17 protein-coding genes are annotated in these 18,143 nt (G+C 66.8%); 15 read left to right on the top strand and 2 right to left on the bottom strand.

Annotation, left to right across the window (positions count from 1 at the left end):
• Positions 1-141: 141 nt before the first annotated feature.
• Positions 142-1,095 (bottom strand): carotenoid 1,2-hydratase, encoded by a 954-nt coding sequence (locus IP86_RS26925; protein WP_054165523.1) that lies wholly within the window; start codon positions 1,093-1,095, stop codon positions 142-144.
• Positions 1,096-1,127: 32 nt separating this feature from the next.
• A complete protein-coding gene (gene crtD, locus IP86_RS26920) occupies positions 1,128-2,675 on the bottom strand; it encodes a 1-hydroxycarotenoid 3,4-desaturase CrtD (protein ID WP_054165522.1) in 1,548 nt (515 codons plus the stop codon).
• A 121-nt stretch (positions 2,676-2,796) separates the two neighbouring features.
• Between crtD and IP86_RS26915 the strand changes: the two genes are divergently transcribed.
• From IP86_RS26915 to IP86_RS26845, 15 genes are all read left to right on the top strand, one after another.
• A complete protein-coding gene (locus tag IP86_RS26915; protein WP_054165521.1) occupies positions 2,797-3,663 on the top strand; it encodes a polyprenyl synthetase family protein in 867 nt (288 codons plus the stop codon).
• Positions 3,664-3,709: 46 nt separating this feature from the next.
• A complete protein-coding gene (locus IP86_RS26910) occupies positions 3,710-4,840 on the top strand; it encodes a methyltransferase (protein WP_054165520.1) in 1,131 nt (376 codons plus the stop codon).
• Positions 4,841-4,918: 78 nt separating this feature from the next.
• Positions 4,919-5,857 (top strand): chlorophyll synthesis pathway protein BchC, encoded by a 939-nt coding sequence (gene bchC / locus IP86_RS26905; protein ID WP_054165519.1) that lies wholly within the window; start codon positions 4,919-4,921, stop codon positions 5,855-5,857.
• On the top strand, positions 5,857-6,855 hold the full coding sequence (locus IP86_RS26900) for a chlorophyllide a reductase iron protein subunit X (protein ID WP_054165518.1): 999 nt from the start codon (positions 5,857-5,859) through the stop codon (positions 6,853-6,855). The genes bchC and IP86_RS26900 overlap by 1 nt, the downstream gene beginning before the upstream one ends.
• Before the next feature lie 25 nt (positions 6,856-6,880).
• The gene (gene bchY, locus IP86_RS26895; RefSeq protein ID WP_082364285.1) at positions 6,881-8,491 is read left to right on the top strand and encodes a chlorophyllide a reductase subunit Y; all 1,611 of its coding nucleotides are present in this window, start codon (positions 6,881-6,883) and stop codon (positions 8,489-8,491) included.
• On the top strand, positions 8,491-9,939 hold the full coding sequence (gene bchZ, locus IP86_RS26890; protein ID WP_054165517.1) for a chlorophyllide a reductase subunit Z: 1,449 nt from the start codon (positions 8,491-8,493) through the stop codon (positions 9,937-9,939). The genes bchY and bchZ overlap by 1 nt, the downstream gene beginning before the upstream one ends.
• Before the next feature lie 76 nt (positions 9,940-10,015).
• On the top strand, positions 10,016-10,240 hold the full coding sequence (locus tag IP86_RS26885; RefSeq protein WP_054165525.1) for a hypothetical protein: 225 nt from the start codon (positions 10,016-10,018) through the stop codon (positions 10,238-10,240).
• A gap of 152 nt (positions 10,241-10,392) precedes the next feature.
• Positions 10,393-10,590 (top strand): light-harvesting antenna LH1, beta subunit, encoded by a 198-nt coding sequence (pufB, locus tag IP86_RS26880; RefSeq protein ID WP_054165516.1) that lies wholly within the window; start codon positions 10,393-10,395, stop codon positions 10,588-10,590.
• 15 nt (positions 10,591-10,605) lie between these two features.
• A complete protein-coding gene (gene pufA, locus IP86_RS26875; RefSeq protein WP_011442873.1) occupies positions 10,606-10,785 on the top strand; it encodes a light-harvesting antenna LH1, alpha subunit in 180 nt (59 codons plus the stop codon).
• A 133-nt stretch (positions 10,786-10,918) separates the two neighbouring features.
• Entirely contained in the window at positions 10,919-11,752 is an 834-nt protein-coding gene (gene pufL, locus IP86_RS26870; RefSeq protein ID WP_054165515.1) for a photosynthetic reaction center subunit L, read from the top strand.
• A gap of 27 nt (positions 11,753-11,779) precedes the next feature.
• Positions 11,780-12,703 (top strand): photosynthetic reaction center subunit M, encoded by a 924-nt coding sequence (gene pufM / locus IP86_RS26865; protein WP_054165514.1) that lies wholly within the window; start codon positions 11,780-11,782, stop codon positions 12,701-12,703.
• Between the two features lie 311 nt (positions 12,704-13,014).
• Positions 13,015-14,448, top strand: a complete 1,434-nt coding sequence (gene ppsR, locus IP86_RS26860) for a transcriptional regulator PpsR (protein ID WP_054165513.1) — start codon at positions 13,015-13,017, stop codon at positions 14,446-14,448.
• On the top strand, positions 14,441-15,349 hold the full coding sequence (chlG, locus tag IP86_RS26855; protein WP_054165524.1) for a chlorophyll synthase ChlG: 909 nt from the start codon (positions 14,441-14,443) through the stop codon (positions 15,347-15,349). Before ppsR ends, chlG begins: the two co-directional genes overlap by 8 nt.
• A 28-nt stretch (positions 15,350-15,377) precedes the next feature.
• The gene (locus IP86_RS26850) at positions 15,378-16,712 is read left to right on the top strand and encodes a BCD family MFS transporter (RefSeq protein WP_054165512.1); all 1,335 of its coding nucleotides are present in this window, start codon (positions 15,378-15,380) and stop codon (positions 16,710-16,712) included.
• A gap of 1 nt (position 16,713) precedes the next feature.
• Entirely contained in the window at positions 16,714-17,919 is a 1,206-nt protein-coding gene (locus tag IP86_RS26845) for a geranylgeranyl diphosphate reductase (protein ID WP_054165511.1), read from the top strand.
• Positions 17,920-18,143: the final 224 nt, after the last annotated feature.

The raw sequence follows: 18,143 nt of genomic DNA, 5'->3' as shown, positions 1-18,143 counted from the left end.
TCGAAGGATGAGCGACGCAATGCGCGTGGCTCACCCCATGGTTCGAGACGGCGCCATGAGAGGCCGTGCGCGTTGATAGGTAGTGCGATGCGCCTCCTCACCATGAGGCTGTTCAGTGCTCGCACGAGGACACGCAGCCCCTCACGTCCGCCTCGGCATCCTGAACGGCAGCATCGCTTGCACCACCGGCATCTTGAAGCGGTCGAGCGACAGGCTTTCGTGCATCAGGGTGACGCGTTCGCCGAGCAGCGTGGTTTCGATCATCGAGCGGGCGTAGAACGGGGTGTCTTCGACGGTGCGGACGATTCGTGCATCGGCTTCGCTGCGGGCGCTGCGGTCGATGCGCCAGCCGGAGCGGGGCAGGGGCAGCAGAGGCGGCGGGGTGAAGTGCTCGAGATTGCCTTGCGCGTCGAAGGTGATGGCGAGGTCGATGCGGCTGCCGCCCCGGCGTTCGGCTTCGTACAGGATCGCGGTGGTGTCGCGCAGCGCGCCGCGCGCCCATTCCCAATGGGTGAAGCCGGTCTCGATCGGCGCGTCGCCGGCATTCGTATCGAGATAGGCTTCGCCCTGCCACGACAGCTGCGGCTGGTCGAGCGTCACTTCGATCCGCGAGCGCGGCGCGATCGGCCACCAGCGGTGATTGCCGTCCTCGTTCAGCACGAAGTAATTCTTCGTCAGCATTTGCGGGATGACGCGGACGCGGCCCTTGATCCGGCCCGGGATCGGTGCGCTCAGCTCGTTGATGTTGATGGTCAGCGCGCGGCCGTCCCAGCCGAGATCGCTTGGGCCGATCAGGAACGAGCGGAGGTTGCGCGCGACCTTGCGACGCGAGCGCTCGGTCATGGTCCAGCGCTTGCTGTCCTGATGATACAGCGCGACATTGAGCGCGCAGTGGTTCAGCGGATCGGCCGTGCCGCCGCGCCGGGCGAACGCGTAGTAGGGCGAGAACACGCTGCCGATGAAGGCGATGATGGTGAGGCCTTCGCGGCCGTCGTCGCTGATCGCGTCGACGTACCACCAGGCATAACCGTTCGGCGGAACGTCGAGGTTGAATCCGGCGCGGCGTTCGTCGGTCTCGTTGGGCCAGGCAATCATCAGGTCGGATCTTACACTTTATTCGATGAGTTTCAGGTGGCTTTGGAGGCGGCCGGCTTCAGCCGCTGCGCCTCGGCGTCGAGATCGGCCAGCAGGCTGGTCGCGGCGGCGCGGCCGGACAGGCCGGCCATCGGCACGCCGGGGCCGGGATGCGTACTGCCGCCGGCGAGATACAGACCCGGCACCTTGGTGCGCGCGCCGGGGCGTTCGAACGATGCGCTCCAGCCGTGCGAGGCGCGGCCGTACAGCGCGCCCCCGGTCGCCGGAAACAGCCGGTTGAAGTCCTCCGGCGTGGTGACTTGCGTCTGGTCGGGGCGGGCATCGATCCGCAGGCCGCAGCGCTCCAGCACGGCGAAGGTCCGCTGCGTCACGCGCGCGATCTCGTCCGCATCGAAGCGCTTGCGGTCGCCGATCGGCGGCGCGTTGACCAGCACCAGCAATTCTTCCTCGCCGCCGTCGCGGAGCCTCGCCTCGTCGTCGATGCGATCCTGGCCGCAGATATACACGGTCGGCTCGCTTGGTACTTCGCCGCGGCCAAAGATGTCGGTGAACTCGCGCGCGTAGTCGCGCGAGAAGAACACCGAATGCCGGCTGAGCGGAAAGCCGTCGGTCTTCGCCACCAGGCTCCAGGTCATCGCCGACAGCGAGCGCAGCTTCGGCGCGATCGGGGCAGCGGCGCGCTGCACGGCTCCGCCGAACAGGCCGGCGGGCAGGGCACCGACATCGGCGTTGACGATCACCGACGACGCCTCGATGCGATCGCCGTTCGTCAGGATCACGCCGGCGGCGCGGCCGCCCGACACCATGATCTCGCGCACCTCCTGCTCGTAGCGGATGGTGGCGCCGAGCCTGGTGGCGCAATCGGCCAGCGCGCGGGCCAGCGCGTGCATGCCGCCCTCGATGATCCACACCCCCTGCTGCTCGACATGCGCCACCAGCATCAGCGTCGCCGGCGCCTGGAACGGCGAGGAGCCGCAATAGGTCGCGTAGCGGCCAAATAATTGACGCAGCCGCGGGTCCTTGAAGTAATCGCCGAGCGCATTCCACATCGTGGTGAACGGCCGGATCTTGCGCAGTTCGATCAGTCCGCCGATGCCGCCTGCGGTGGCGAGGCCGGGCAGGCTCGGCGCGGTGGCACGCAGGAACGGCTTCTCGAGGATCTGATAGATCTTGCGGCTGTCGGCGCAGAACTGCTGGTAGCGCTTCGCCTCGGCGGCGCCGGCGAAATCACCGATCGCATCCGCCGAGCGCGCTTCGTCCGCGAACAGATCAAGCCGCGTCTTGTCGTCCCAGGCATGCCGCGCCAGCACCGAGAGCGGAAGTAGCTTGACGGCGTCGGCGAAGTTCAGCCCGGCGCCGGCGAACAATTCTTCGAACACCCAGCGCATGGTGAACACGGTCGGGCCGCTGTCGATCCGTGCGGCGCCGATCCCGACCTCGCGGATCTTGCCGCCGGGGGCGGCGGCGCGCTCGACCACGGTGACATCCAGACCGCGTGCGGCCAGGGCGATGGCGGAGGTCAGCCCGGCCACGCCGGCGCCGACGATCACCACCCGATTCCGTGCGGCCAGATCCCTCATGCCGACTCCCACTCCGCCTTAAGTGTCATTGCGCCATGTCATTGACAGGTGTCCATAATAACTTACAGTCGCCGATGACAAGTTAAATTGACACTTGCTGGCTTTAGAGCGGGAGTCTGCCATGGACGTGACCAACCGGATCGAGCGCGCCCTCACCGAGGCCCTCAACCAGGCCGACCTCGCAGGCTGTCCGCCCCGGCTCGCGGCCGCGATGCGCAGCGCCGTGTTCCCGCGCGGCGCGCGGGTGCGGCCACGACTTTGCCACAGCGTCGCGGCGGCCTGCGGGGAGGACAATCCGGCCGCCACTGAAGCCGCCGGCGCCGCCCTCGAGCTGATGCACTGCGCCTCGCTGGTGCACGACGATCTCCCCTGTTTCGACGGCGCCGATCTGCGCCGCGGCCGTCCCTCGGTGCACAAGGCGTTCGGCGAGCCGCTCGCCGTGCTGACTGGCGACGCGCTGATCGTGCTGGCGTTCCAGTCGATCGCCCGGGTGTCTTGCCAGCCCGAGCGGCTGCTGAAGTTGACCCAGATCATCGGCAGCGCCGTCGGCGTGCCGCTCGGAATCGTTGCCGGGCAGGCCTGGGAATGCGAGTCCGAGATCAACCTCGCGCATTATCACCGCTCCAAGACCGGCGCGCTGTTCGTCGCCGCCACCGCGGCCGGCGCGGCTTCGGCTGGTGCCGATCCCGAACCCTGGCGGATGGTCGGCGAGAAGATCGGCGAAGCCTATCAGGTCGCCGACGACCTGCGCGATGCCGCCGCTGACGAAGACGAGATCGGCAAGCCGGTCGGCCAGGACATTGCGCATGACCGCCCCAGCGCGGTGCGCGAGATGGGCATCGACGGCGCGATCTATCACCTCAAGTCGCTGGTGCGCGGCGCGGTCGATGCGATGCCGCCGTGCTCCAACGGCAACGAGCTGCGCTCGCTGATCATGTCGGAAGCCACCCGCCTGGTGCCCGCCAAGCTCGCCGCGACTGCGGCGTGATGCGCTCCGGCTTGGCCTTTGCGGCCGGCCGGTGGTAGCAGGAGTGATGAGTTCCTTCAGTCTGCGTGATCGGCTGCTCGGCTGGCGCGACACCATCCTGTCGAGTGCGCGCTTCCAGCGCTTCGCCGCGGTGTTCCCGCTGACCCGCGGCGTGGCGCGCCGCCGTGCAGGCGCGATGTTCGATATCGTCGCCGGCTTCGTCTATTCCCAGATCCTGCTCGCCTGCGTGCAGCTGCGGCTGTTCGAGCTGCTGCGCGAGCGCCCCGCCAGCGCCGGCGAACTGGCGCAACGGCTGTCGCTGCCGCTCGAGTCGATGCAGCTCCTGCTCGACGCTGCGACCGCGCTGAAGCTGGTGCAGCCGCGCAGCGGCGGCCGCTACGGCCTCGGCCAGCTCGGCGCCGAGCTGTGCGGCAATCCCGGCGTCCGCGCGTTGGTCGAGCATCACGCGATGCTGTACCGCGACCTCGCCGACCCGCTCGCGATGCTGCGCGGCCCGCGCGGCGGCGGCGAACTCGCGGCGTATTGGGCCTATGTGCGCGGCGAGGGCGCGGCCAATCTCGGCGTCGAGCAAGTGTCGCCCTACACCGCGCTGATGGCCGCCTCGCAGCCGATGATCGCGCGTGAAGTGCTGCACGTCGTGTCGTTCAAGCAGCATCGCTGCCTGCTCGACGTCGGCGGCGGCGACGGCTCGTTCCTGTCGGCGGTCGCGGCGCACACGCCCGACCTGCGCGTGATGCTGTTCGATCTGCCGGCGGTCGCCGCCAAAGCCGCCGAGCGGTTTGCGGCGAACGGCCTCGCCGGCCGCGCCACCGCGATCGGCGGCAGTTTTCGCGACGATCCGCTGCCCGAAGGCGCCGACATCGTCTCGCTGGTCCGCATCATCCACGACCATGACGACGACGTCGTCACCGCGCTGCTGCGCGCCGTCCACAAGGCGCTGCCGGACAATGGCAAATTGCTGATCGCCGAGCCGCTCGCCGGCCCGCCCGGCCGCGAATCCTCCACCGACGCCTATTTCGCCTTCTATTTGCGGGCGATGGGGACCGGCCAGGGCCGCACCTTCGCCCGGCTGCGCCAGCTGCTGGAGGAGGCCGGCTTCGGCGACATCCGGTTGCACGCGGTTCCGATGCCCATGGTCGCCTCCGTAATTACCGCAATCAAGCGCCCGATGTGTTAATCTAGCTTGACACTGCATTCCGTCAGTTTACTCTGACACTCCAGCGGCGGGACTCTGCCGCCTGGATTGGAGTAGGCGATGGAAACCATCGCGGTCGTCCTCAAGCAGCCACAACACGTCGAACTCAGTCGCCTCAGCCTCACGGCGCCGACTGCCGATGACGTCGTTGTCGATGTTGCCTGGAGCGGGGTCAGCACCGGGACCGAAAGGCTGTTGTGGTCCGGCCGGATGCCGCCATTCCCCGGAATGGGTTATCCGCTGGTGCCGGGGTACGAGTCGGTCGGCGAAGTCGTCGAGGCCGGCGCCGCGACCGACTTGCAGCCGGGCCAGATGGTGTTCGTGCCCGGCGCGAAATGCTTCGGCGAGGTTCGCGGCCTGTTCGGCGCATCGGCTTCGCGCCTTGTCGTTCCGGCCAAGCGCGTCGTGCCGCTCGATCAGCAGCTCGGCGAGCGCGGTATCCTGATAGCTCTTGCGGCGACCGCTTATCACGCCATCGCGGCGCGTGGCGCGACGCCGCCGGACTGCATCGTCGGTCACGGCGTGCTCGGCCGCCTGCTGGCGCGGATCTCGATCGCGCTCGGCAATCCGCCGCCGACGGTGTGGGAGAAAAACCCGGTGCGTACCGGTGGCGCGCACGGCTACGCGGTGATCGATCCCGAGACCGACGAGCGACGCGACTATCGTAGCATCTACGACGTCAGCGGCGACCCCAAACTCCTCGACGTTTTGATTTCGCGCATCGCGGCGACCGGCGAGATCGTGCTCGCTGGTTTTTACAGCGAGCCGCTGTCCTTCGCATTCCCTCAGGCTTTCATGCGTGAAGCCCGGATCCGGATCGCGGCGGAATGGCAGCCGCCGGACATCGCCGCCACCAAGGCGCTGATCGACAGCGGCAAGCTCTCGCTCGACGGACTGATCACACACCACCAGGAGGCGGCGTCGGCCCCCGACGCCTATCGGATCGCTTTCGAAGACCCTGCATGCCTCAAAATGGTTCTGAACTGGAGACCGAGCTGATGAACGTCGTTCCGCAGATCAAGCTGCAAGACGCACAACTCCGGGCCGAAGCGTCGATCGAACCCGACGCTCCGGTGACGACTCCCGTCACCAAGGAAACCCAGATCATCGCGATCTACGGCAAGGGCGGCATCGGCAAGAGCTTCACGCTCGCCAACCTCAGCTACATGATGGCCCAGCAGGGCAAGAAGGTGCTGCTGATCGGCTGCGATCCGAAGAGCGACACCACCTCGCTGCTGTTCGGCGGCAAGGCGACGCCGACCATCATCGAGACCTCGTCGAAGAAGAAGCTCGCCGGCGAGGAAGTCACCATCAGCGACGTTTGCTTCAAGCGCGACGGCGTGTTCGCGATGGAGCTCGGCGGACCGGAAGTCGGCCGCGGCTGCGGCGGCCGCGGCATCATCCACGGCTTCGAGACGCTGGAGAAGCTCGGCTTCCACGAATGGGGCTTCGACTACGTGCTGCTCGACTTCCTGGGCGACGTGGTGTGCGGCGGCTTCGGTCTGCCGATCGCCCGCGACATGTGCCAGAAGGTGATCATCGTCGGCTCCAACGACCTGCAGTCGCTGTACGTCGCCAACAACGTCTGCTCGGCGGTCGAGTACTTCCGCAAGCTCGGCGGCAATGTCGGCGTCGCCGGCATGGTGATCAACAAGGACGACGGCACCGGCGAAGCGCAGGCCTTCGCGCAGGCCGCCGGAATCCCGGTGCTGTCGGCGATTCCTGCCGACGAAGGCATCCGCCGCAAGAGCGCGAACTACGAGATCGTCGGCCTGCCGGACGGGCAGTGGGGGCCGCTGTTCGCAACGCTCGCCGAGAACGTCGCCACCGCGCCGCCGGTGCGGCCGAAGCCGCTGACCCAGGACGGCCTGCTCGGCCTGTTCTCCAGCGACGTCACCGGCCGCGATGTCGTGCTGCAGCCGGCCACGATGGAAGACATGTGCGGCGCCGCGGTGCTGAACAAGCCGTCGCTCGAAGTGATCTACGACGCGGTGTGAAGCGCAGCGGGTCCGGAGTTTCGTCATGAACGTCATGTCTCGCTATGCAGGTCCGATCGGCGAATCGGTTGTCACCGATCCGGTCGATGTCGAGGCCATGTCTGATGGCGCAGCTGCCGACGGCGCGTCTGCCGAGATCAACGTCGCGGCGACCAAGACCGACGGCCTCGGCTGTCACGCCGGCGCGGCCGAGATGAAGGCCGCCGCGCAGGCGGCCGGCAAGAGCGAGCTGCTCGAGCGCTACGCCGAGGACTATCCGAAGGGCCCGCACGATCAGCCGCAGAGCATGTGCCCGGCGTTCGGCTCGCTGCGCGTCGGCCTGCGCATGCGCCGGACCGCGACGATCCTGTCCGGCTCGGCCTGCTGTGTGTATGGCCTGACCTTCGTGTCGCACTTCTACGGCGCGCGCCGCACCGTCGGCTACGTGCCGTTCAGCTCGGAGACGCTGGTCACCGGCAAGCTGTTCGAAGACATCCGCGACGCGGTCTACAAGCTCGCCGATCCCGAGCACTACGACACGATCATCATCACCAATCTCTGCGTGCCGACCGCATCCGGCGTGCCACTCGATCTGCTGCCGAACGAGATCAACGGCGTGCGCATCGTCGGCATCGACGTGCCGGGCTTCGGCGTCCCGACTCACGCCGAAGCCAAGGACGTGCTGGCCGGGGCGATGCTCGAATACGCCCGCAAGGAAGCCGAGCAGGGCCCGGTGCAGGCGCCGCGCGGCGGCCGCAGCGAGCGGCCGACGGTGACGCTGCTCGGCGAGATGTTTCCGGCCGATCCGGTCGGCATCAACATGATGCTGGAGCCGCTCGGCCTCGCCGCCGGTCCGGTGGTGCCGACCCGCGAATGGCGCGAGCTGTATGCGGCGCTCGACTGCGAAGTCGTCGCGGCGATCCATCCGTTCTACAAGGCTTGCATCCGCCAGTTCGATCTCGCCGGCCGCAAGACCGTCGGCTCCGCGCCGGTCGGTCATGACGGCACCGAGACCTGGCTTGAAGCGATCGGCACCGCCTGCAACGTCTCGCGCGACAAGATCGACGCCGCCAAGAACCGCTTCCTGCCGGCCATCAAAGCCGCGCTCGCCGCCAAGCCGATCAACGCGCGCATCACCGTCTCGGGCTACGAGGGCTCCGAACTGCTGGTGGCGCGGCTGCTCATCGAAAGCGGCGCGGACGTACCCTATGTCGGCACCGCGGTGCCGCGCACGCCGTGGTCCGACCTCGATCGCGAGTGGCTCGAAGCCAAGGGCGTGCGGGTGCAATACCGCGCCTCGCTCGAGCAGGATTTCGCGGCGGTCGACGAATTCCGTCCGGATCTGGCGATCGGCACCACTCCGGTGGTGCAGAAGGCCAAGACCATGGCGATCCCGTCTTTGTACTTCACCAATCTGATTTCGGCGCGGCCGCTGTTCGGCGTCGCCGGCGCCGGCTCGCTGGCGCAGGTGATCAACGCGGCGCTCGCCAATCAGGCGCGCTTCGACGAGATGAAAGAGTTCTTCGGCGATGTCGGGCAGGGCCCCGGCGCCGGCATCTGGACCGACACGCCGAAGGACTACCCGGCGTTCCGCGAGAAGTATCGCAAGCAGATCGAAGCCGCAGCCAAGAAGCGCAAGGCGGAGGAGATGATCTGATGCTTGTCCTCGATCACGATCGCGCCGGCGGCTATTGGGGCGCCGTCTATGCCTTCACCGCGGTGAAGGGCCTGCAGGTGATCATCGACGGCCCGGTGGGCTGCGAGAATCTGCCGGTGACCTCGGTGCTGCACTACACCGACGCGCTGCCGCCCCACGAACTGCCGATCGTCGTCACCGGCCTCGGGGAAGAAGAGCTCGGCAAGCTCGGCACCGAAGGCGCGATGAAGCGCGCGCATCGCGCGCTCGACCCGTTCCTGCCGGCCGTCGTGGTCACCGGATCGATCGCCGAGATGATCGGCGGCGGCGTCACGCCCGAAGGCACCGGCATCAAGCGCTTCCTGCCGCGCACCATCGACGAGGATCAGTGGCAGAGCGCCGACCGCGCGATCTCCTGGCTGTGGAAGGAATACGGCCCGAAGAAGATTCCGGAGCGCACCCGCAAGGACGGCGAGAAGCCGCGCGTCAACATCATCGGCCCGATCTACGGCACCTTCAACATGCCGTCGGACCTCGCCGAGATCCGCCGCCTGATCGAGGGCATTGGCGCCGAAGTCAACATGGTGTTTCCGCTCGGCACGCATCTCGCCGACATTCCGAAGCTGGTGAACGCCGACGTCAACGTCTGCATGTATCGCGAGTTCGGCCGGCTGCTGTGCGAAGCGCTGGAGCGGCCGTATCTGCAGGCGCCGATCGGGCTGCATTCGACCACGCGCTTCCTGCGCAAGCTCGGCGAGCTGACCGGGCTCGACCCGGAGCCGTTCATCGAGCGCGAGAAGAATACTACCATCAAGCCGCTGTGGGATCTGTGGCGCTCGGTGACGCAGGACTTCTTCGGTACCGCCAGCTTCGCGGTGGTCGCGACCGACACCTACGCCAGAGGCGTCCGGCATTTCCTCGAAGAGGAAATGGGCCTGCCGTGCAGCTTCTCGTTCTCGCGCAAGGCCGGCGTCAAGCCCGACAACGACGCGGTGCGGGCCGCGATTCGGCAGACGCCGCCGCTGATCATGTTCGGCAGCTACAACGAAAGAATGTATCTGGCCGAAGCCGGCGCGCGCGCGGTGTATATCCCGGCGTCGTTCCCGGGCGCGGTGATCCGCCGGCACACCGGCACGCCGTTCATGGGCTATTCGGGCGCCACTTATCTCGTGCAGGAAGTCTGCAACGCGCTGTTCGATGCGCTGTTCAACATCCTGCCGCTCGGCAGCGATCTCGATCGCGTCGATCCGACGCCGGCGCGCCGCCACGAAGAACTGCTGTGGAGCGACGAGGCGAAAGCCCTGCTCGATCAGGTTCTCGAATCTCATCCGGTGCTGGTGCGTATTTCCGCAGCGAAGCGCCTGCGCGATGCCGCCGAAAACAGCGCTCGCCGCGCCGGACAGGAAAAAGTCACTACCGAATTCGTCAGCAAAGCGCGTGCGGCGCTGCTCGACGGTCAATCGGTGTAACGATGATTTGAGCTAGAACAATGCGGTTCACAATGTCGCGACCAAATATGCGCAATCCAAGAGTGAGGAGATGACGATGTCCGACTACGTCCACACCGGCCGTCGCTCGAGGGTGCTTCAGGATAACGCTGCGATCGAATGCAGACTGATGTTCGGTGCGTGCTACGCGCTGTTCCTGGTCCGCGCGATCGTCACGCGGGCGATGCCCTGGCGCAAGCAAGCCGGACAATCTCAATCCGTGTTCAGCGAGGCCCACAACGCCGCGAGCGTTCTGGTGACCTCGTCGTTCATGGGCATGTAATTCGAATTTCGTCCGGCTCCGCCGGACGGAACACTGCCGTCTCGGAAACGAAACGGTAACTCGCTGTCGTTTCGGAAACGATACGGCATTCGTTTGCCGCCCACGCTCGGGCGGCGAGTCGGCCGAAAGGCCATCACTAGGAGGTGTACCAAATGAGTGACGGTTCCATCTCGGGACTTTCCGAAGCGGAAGCCAAGGAATTCCACTCGATCTTCGTGACGAGCTTCTTTCTCTTCATCGTCGTCGCGGTTGTTGCTCACATCCTCGCCTGGATGTGGCGTCCGTGGCTGCCGAAGGCCACCGGTTACGCGATGGACACTGTCCATCAGATGACTTCGTATCTGTGCTAAGGGGAGACGATTACCATGTGGCGAATTTGGCTTCTGTTTGATCCGCGTCGCGCGCTGGTCCTGCTGTTCGTGTTCCTGTTCGGCCTGGCCATCATCATCCACTTCATCCTGCTGAGCACCAGCCGCTTCAACTGGCTGGACGGCCCGAAGAAGACGGCTGAGATCTCTCAGACCTACACCAGCATGCCCGTCTAACGGCGCGCCATGCACTGCTTGCCGGAACGGGCGGGAAACGGACCCATCTGCCGGGCTCGCCCGCTTCCGGGAAGCTACCTGGACTGGAACATCACGATGGATTTTCCCTGGCGCGCTCGCGGAGGAACGATCGATGGCAATGCTCAGCTTTGAGAAGAAATACCGCGTTCGTGGCGGAACGCTAATCGGGGGCGACCTGTTCGACTTCTGGGTCGGCCCGTTCTACGTCGGGTTCTTCGGGGTCGCGACGGTGTTTTGTGCGGTGATGGGGACCGCGCTGATCATCTGGAATACTGCGATGGGGCCGACCTGGGTCCTGTGGCAGATCAGCGTCAATCCGCCGGACGCCAAATACGGCCTCGGCTTCGCGCCGCTGGCCGAAGGCGGCATCTGGCAATGGGTATCGATCTTCGCGACCGGCGCGTTCATCTCGTGGGCGCTGCGTGAAGTCGAGATCTGCCGCAAGCTCGGCATCGGCTATCACGTGCCGTTCGCTTTCAGCTTCGCGATCTTCGCCTACGTCACCTTGGTGGTGATCCGCCCGGTTCTGATGGGCTCCTGGAGCTACGGCTTCCCCTACGGCATCTTCACGCATCTCGATTGGGTGTCGAACACCGGCTACTCCTACGGCCAGTTCCACTACAATCCCGCGCACATGATCGCGATCACCTTCTTCTTCACGACCTGTCTGGCGCTGGCGCTGCATGGCGGTCTGGTTCTGTCGGCCCTCAATCCGGACCGTGGCGAACCGGTGAAGTCGCCCGAGCACGAGAACACCGTGTTCCGTGATCTCGTCGGCTACTCGATCGGCACGATCGGCATTCACCGCCTCGGTCTGTTCCTGGCGCTGGCCGCCGTGTTCTTCAGCGCGGTCTGCATGATCCTCAGCGGCCCGGTGCTCGCCGAAGGCGGTTCGTGGCCGGAGTGGTGGAATTGGTGGCGCAACCTGCCGATCTGGAATTCGTAATTCAACCGGTCACAAGAGAGTCTTGTCATGGCCCAATATCAGAACATCTTTACGCAGGTCCAGGTTGAGGGACCTGCCTATGCGGGGGTGCCGCTACGACCCGGCAGCTCCGCCCGCGAGACCCAGACGACGTTCAACTACTGGCTCGGCAAAATCGGTGACGCGCAGGTCGGCCCCGTCTACCTCGGCTTCACCGGTGTCTGCTCGCTGCTGGCCGGCTTCGTCGCGATCGAGATCATCGGCCTCAACATGCTGGCGTCGGTGGACTGGAGCCCGATCGAATTCCTGCGGCAGTTCTGCTGGCTGGCGCTCGAGCCGCCGAAGCCGGAATACGGTCTGACCATTCCGCCGCTCAGGGAAGGCGGCTGGTGGCTGATCGCCGGCTTCTTCCTGACGGTGTCGATCCTGCTGTGGTGGGTGCGCACCTATCGCCGCTCGCGGGCGCTCGGCATGGGCACCCACGTGTCGTGGGCGTTCGCCTCCGCGATCCTGCTCTATCTGTCGCTCGGCTTCATCCAGCCGGTGCTGATGGGGTCGTTCAGCGAAGCGCCGCCGTTCGGCATCTTCCCGCACCTCGACTGGACCAACAACTTCTCGATCAAGTACGGCAACCTGTACTACAACCCCTTCCACTGTCTCTCGATCGCCTTCCTGTATGGCTCGGCCCTGCTGTTCGCCATGCACGGTGCGACCATCCTGGCCGTGAGCCGCTACGGCGGCGAGCGCGAAATCGAGCAGATGCTGGACCGCGGTACCGCACTTGAACGCGCTGCTCTGTTCTGGCGCTGGACGATGGGCTTCAACGCCACGGCCGAATCGATCCATCGCTGGGCTTGGTGGTTTGCGGTGCTCTGCCCGCTGACCGGTGCCATCGGCATCATCCTGACCGGCCCGGTGGTCGACAACTGGTTCGACTGGGGCGTGAAGCACGGTCTGGCTCCGCCGCGGTAGCGCTCTCTCACCGCCGCGACTCACGATTGCGCACGCCTGATTGCATAAAACCGATCAGGCGTGCGGTTTGCTTTCTGATCGGACACCAAGCCGTCCCGAACAGCCACTGCCGCTCCAAACTTTCATCGCCGGATAATGACGTGCGGAGCGGCGTGGGGTAAAGGAAGCGCTTCCCACCTGCGCCTGGAAGACCGAAACAAGCCGAAAGACAGCCCGCGGCCCGCAGGGGCTAGGACCCATAAGAAGTCTCGACTTGGTGGACCCAGACGCCGGACGGAGGGACGAGTTTTTGCTGGAGGATATTTGCCCTGGTGCAAGTGTTCAAATCTCCGATGGAGTCGCTGGGGGATCTCGGTGCTGAGTCTGCCGCGAAGCTGATCGCCGCCGCGACCGACGTCGCGCTGGTGATCGATCCGCAGGGCGTCATCCGGGACGTAGCGTTCAACAAGGACGAACTGGCTCTCGAGCTGGACGGGCAGGGCCGTTGGCTCGGCTCCCGGCTGGTGGACGTCGTGACGTCCGACACACAGCCCAAAATTCGCGAATTACTGCTCGACGCCACGGTGCGCGATACCGCGACCTGGCGTCAGGTGAACCACCCCTCGCCCGGCGGCGACGACGTGCCGGTGCTGTATTCGGCGATCAGTTTCGGGCGCGACGATCGGCTTCTGGTGGTCGGTCGTGATCTGCGTCAACTCGCGATGATGCAGCAACGGCTAATCAACGCGCAGCAATCGATGGAGCGGGACTACATCCGGCTCCGCCACGCGGAAACCCGTTATCGCCTGCTGTTTCAGGTCTCCTCGGAAGCCGTCATGATCGTGGATGCGACCAGCGAACTGATCGTCGACGCCAATCCGGCGACGCTGGCGATGTTCGATTCCGCCGCGCCGCAGACCCAGAATTCGCCGGTCGCCAGCCATTTCGATCCGGCCGACCAGCCGGTGGTGCTCAGCCTGCTGGCGGACGTCCGCTCCACCGGCCGCGACGGCCGCGCCAAGCTGCGCCTCGCCAGTTCGGGGCGGAGCTGCGACATGGCGGCCTCGCTGTTCCGGCAGGAAAATGCCTCGCTGTTCCTGGTGCGGCTGACCTCGCAGTCGCCGCTCCCCGAGGTCGGCGCCGCCAAGAACGCGTCGCTGCTGCTCAAGTACTTCGAATCCGCCGCCGACGCGCTGGTGATCACGCAGTTCGACGGCCGCGTCGTGCGCAGCAACCTGGCTTTCCTGGAGATGGCGCAGCTCGGCAGCGCCGAGCAGGCGCGCGGCGAATTGCTCGACCGCTGGCTCGGCCGCACCGGCGTCGATCTCAGCGTCGCGCTGGCGAATCTGCGGCAGAACGGCACCATCAAGCTGTTCGCCACCGTGCTGCGCGGCGAATACGGCGCGGCCGCCGAGGTCGAAGTCTCGGCCGTGGCGCTCAACGATCTCGAGGACAAGCCGTGCTTCGGCTTCGCCATCCGCAATGTCGAGAAGCGGCTGCCGACTGCGCCCAGTTCGAAGCGTGAACTGCCGCGCTCGGTGGCGCAGCTCACCGAGCTGATCGGTCGCGTGCCGCTGCGCGATCTGGTGCGCGAGACCACCGATGTGATCGAGAAGCTGTCGATCGAGGCGGCGCTCGAACTCACCGGCGACAACCGCGCCTCCGCCGCCGACATGCTCGGCCTGAGCCGGCAGAGCCTCTACGTCAAACTGCGCCGCTACGGCCTCGCGGAGCATGCGCCCGAAGGAGAGGCTGCCGATGAGTAACGCGCCGACGCAGACGGTGGCGCTGCGCCCCGCACCGTCCGCGGTGCTCGAAGTGCTGCACCCGATCACCTGGTTTCCGCCGATGTGGGCATTCGCCTGCGGCGTGGTGTCGTCGGGCGTGCCGCTTTCGTCGCGCTGGGTCGAAGTGATCGCCGGCATCGTGCTGTGCGGCCCGCTGCTGGTCGCCACCAGCCAGGTGGTCAACGACTGGTTCGATCGCGACGTCGACGCCATCAACGAACCGAACCGGCCGATTCCCTCCGGCCGCATCCCCGGGCGCTGGGGCCTGTATCTGTCGTTCATGTGGACCGCCGCGTCGCTGCTGCTCGCCAGCCAGCTCGGCGTCTGGGTGTTCGGCGCCGCCGTGCTCGGCCTGGTGCTGGCCTGGATGTACTCGATGCCGCCGTTCCGGCTGAAGCAGAACGGCTGGCTCGGCAACGGCGCCTGCGCGATTACTTACGAAGGCTTCGCCTGGTTCACCGGCGCCGCCGTGATGCTCGGCGGCCTGCCGCCGTGGTGGATCGTGACGCTGGCGCTGCTGTACAGCGCCGGCGCCCACGGCATCATGACGCTGAACGATTTCAAGTCGATCGAGGGCGACATCAAGACCGGTGTCGGCTCGCTGCCGGTCAAGCTCGGCGTCGACAACGCGGCGCGCACCGCCTGCGCCGTGATGGCGATCCCGCAGGTCATCGTGATCGCGCTGCTGCTGTCGTGGGATCGGCCGATCGGCGCGGCGATCGTCTGCCTCGTGCTGGTGCTGCAGCTCGGCCTGATGGTGCGCTTCCTGCGTGCGCCGGTCGCGCGCGCCACCTGGTTCAGCGGTCTCGGCGTCGCGCTGTATGTGGCGGGCATGATGGCCAGCGCCGTCGCGGTCTCCTCGTTCGGAGGCCCGGCATGAGTTTCACTGCGATCGGAGTAGCGCAATCATGATGCGGCCGCTGTCCTGGCTGGGCATAGTTCGGATGGGGCTGGTGCAGACCGGCCTCGGCGCCATCGTCGTGCTCACCACCTCGACCCTCAACCGGGTGATGGTGGTGGAGCTGGCGCTGCCGGCGATGCTGCCGGGTGCGCTGGTGGCGATCCACTATGCACTGCAGGTGTTCCGCCCGGCCTGGGGCCACGGCTCCGATCGCGGCGCGCGCCGCACGCCGTGGATCATCGGCGGCATGGCGGTGCTGGCGCTCGGCGGCTTCCTCGCCGCGGTGGCGACCGCCTGGATGGCGACGCAGCCGCTGTTCGGCGTCGCGCTGGCGATCGTCGCGTTCTGTCTGATCGGCGGCGGCGTCGGGGCCGCCGGCACGTCGCTGCTGGTGCTGCTGGCCAAGCGCGTCGACGACAAGCGCCGCGCCGCGGCCGCCACCATCGTCTGGGTGATGATGATCGCCGGCTTCATCGTCACCACCGGCTTTGCCGGGCATCTGCTCGATCCGTTCTCGCCGTCGCGGCTGGTCGCCGTGTCGGGCGGGGTGTCGCTGATCGCGATGCTGCTGACCTTCATCGGCGTCTGGGGAATCGAAGGCAAGCTCGCGGCCGGGCCGGTGGCTGCGCCGGAGAAGGGTTCGTTCCGCGCCGCCATCAAGGAAGTCTGGGCCGAGCCGCAGGCGCGCCGCTTCGCCATCTTCGTGTTCGTGTCGATGCTGGCCTACAGCGCCCAGGATCTGATCCTGGAGCCGTTCGCCGGCGCGGTGTTCGCGTTCACGCCGGGCGAGACCACCAAACTGTCGAGCGTGCAGCACGGCGGCACGCTGCTCGGCATGGCGCTGGTGCCGCTGATCGGCGCGCTGTTGCCGAAGACGCGCGGCAATCTCAAGGTCTGGACCGTCGGCGGCTGCATTGCCTCGGCGCTGGCGCTGCTCGGCCTCTCGACCGCCGCGATGGTCGGCGGCTCCTGGCCGCTGCGCGAAAACGTGTTCCTGCTCGGCGTCACCAACGGCGCCTATGCGGTGGCGGCGATTGGCTCGATGATGGAGCTGGTGAGCGCCGGCGGCGAGAAGCGCGAAGGCGTGCGGATGGGGCTGTGGGGCGCCGCGCAGGCGATCGCGTTCGGCATCGGCGGCTTCGTCGGCACGCTGGCGAGCGATGTGGCGCGGCTGATCCTGAGCTCGCCGGCGCTGTCCTACGCGTCGGTGTTCGCGGCCGAGGCCGGATTGTTTGTGGTGTCGGCCGTGATGGCGGTGTGGGTGCATCGCGCGCAGCAGCGCTCCGCGCGCAGCGCCGGCCGGGACGTCGATTTGTCGAATGCAGCCGTGGCGGGAGGATAGGATGAGCGAGAACTCCGCGATTTATGATGTCGTCGTCGTCGGCGGCGGCCCGTCGGGCGCTACCGCGGCTTGTGATCTGGCGCGCGCCGGCAAGCGGGTGGTGCTGCTCGATCGCGCCGGCCGCATCAAGCCTTGCGGCGGCGCGATCCCGCCGCGCGCGATCCGCGACTTCGCGATTCCCGACGGCATGCTGGTGGCCAAGATCAACGCCGCCCGCATGGTGTCGCCGACCGATGTCGAAGTCGACATGCCGATCGACGGCGGCTTCGTCGGCATGGTCGACCGCGAGCATTTCGACGAGTGGCTGCGCAAGCGCGCCGCCAGCGTCGGCGCCGAGCGCCGCACCGGCCTGTTCCGGCGCTTCACGCGCGACGAGAGCGGCGTCAACACCGTCCACTACGAGGCGCGGCAGCCCGACGGCAGCATGCAGGAAGAAACCGTGCGGGCGCGGGCGATCATCGGCGCCGACGGCGCGGTGTCCACGGTGGCGCGGCAGTTCCTGCCGGACGCCGACCGGGTGCCGTTCGTGTTCGCCTATCACGAGATCATCAAGGCCCCCAGCGCCGAGCAGCGGGCCGCCTATGAGAGCCGGCGCTGCGACGTGTACTACCAGGGCAAGGTGTCGCCCGATTTCTACGGCTGGGTGTTTCCGCATGGCGACACCGTCAGCGTCGGCACCGGCTCGATGCACAAGGGCTTCTCGCTGCGCGACTCCGTCGCCGAGCTGCGCAAGCAGACCGGGCTCGACGAGGTCGAAACCATCCGCAAGGAAGGCGCGCCGATCCCGCTGCACCCGCTGCCGCGCTGGGACGACGGCCACAGCGTGCTGCTCGCCGGCGATGCCGCCGGCGTGGTCGCGCCGGCGTCGGGCGAGGGCATCTACTACGCGCTGCTCGGCGGCCGCCTCGCGGCCGAGGCGGTGGCTGAATTCCTCGAGACCGCCGACGCCAAGGCGCTCAAGGGCGCGCGCAAGCGCTTCATGCGCGCCAACGGCTCGGTGTTCCGCATCCTCGGCCTGATGCAGTGGTACTGGTACGCGAGCGACAAGCGCCGCGAGCAGTTCGTCAGCATCTGCCGCGACCGCGACGTCCAGAAGCTGACCTGGGACGCCTACATGAACAAGAAGCTGGTCCGCGCCAAGCCGATCGCGCATGTCCGGATCTTCTTCAAGAACCTAGCGCACATGACAGGCTTCGCGTCGGTGTGAGCCTTTGGGCCGCCCCTTCGGGGCTGGTCTTTGGTGTGAAACTCGGCTGCCCTGATCGCGACAGTGTGGCGTTCGAGACCCGAAGCCGGAATGTCTGATGCAGCACATAGCCTGCTGCGTTTCGTCGCGCTTGGCCTTTCGGCCAGGGACGCCGGCGCTTCGACTTTGCTAGAGCGGTTCAGTTTGTAACAGAATCAGAGCTGGCTTTTGGGACGTCTGCTACA

The organism is Rhodopseudomonas sp. AAP120 (assembly GCF_001295845.1).
Classification (GTDB): Bacteria; Pseudomonadota; Alphaproteobacteria; order Rhizobiales; family Xanthobacteraceae; genus Rhodopseudomonas.
The sequence above is the reverse complement of the archived record's forward strand: the minus strand, read 5'-3'. Positions and strand labels throughout refer to the sequence as shown.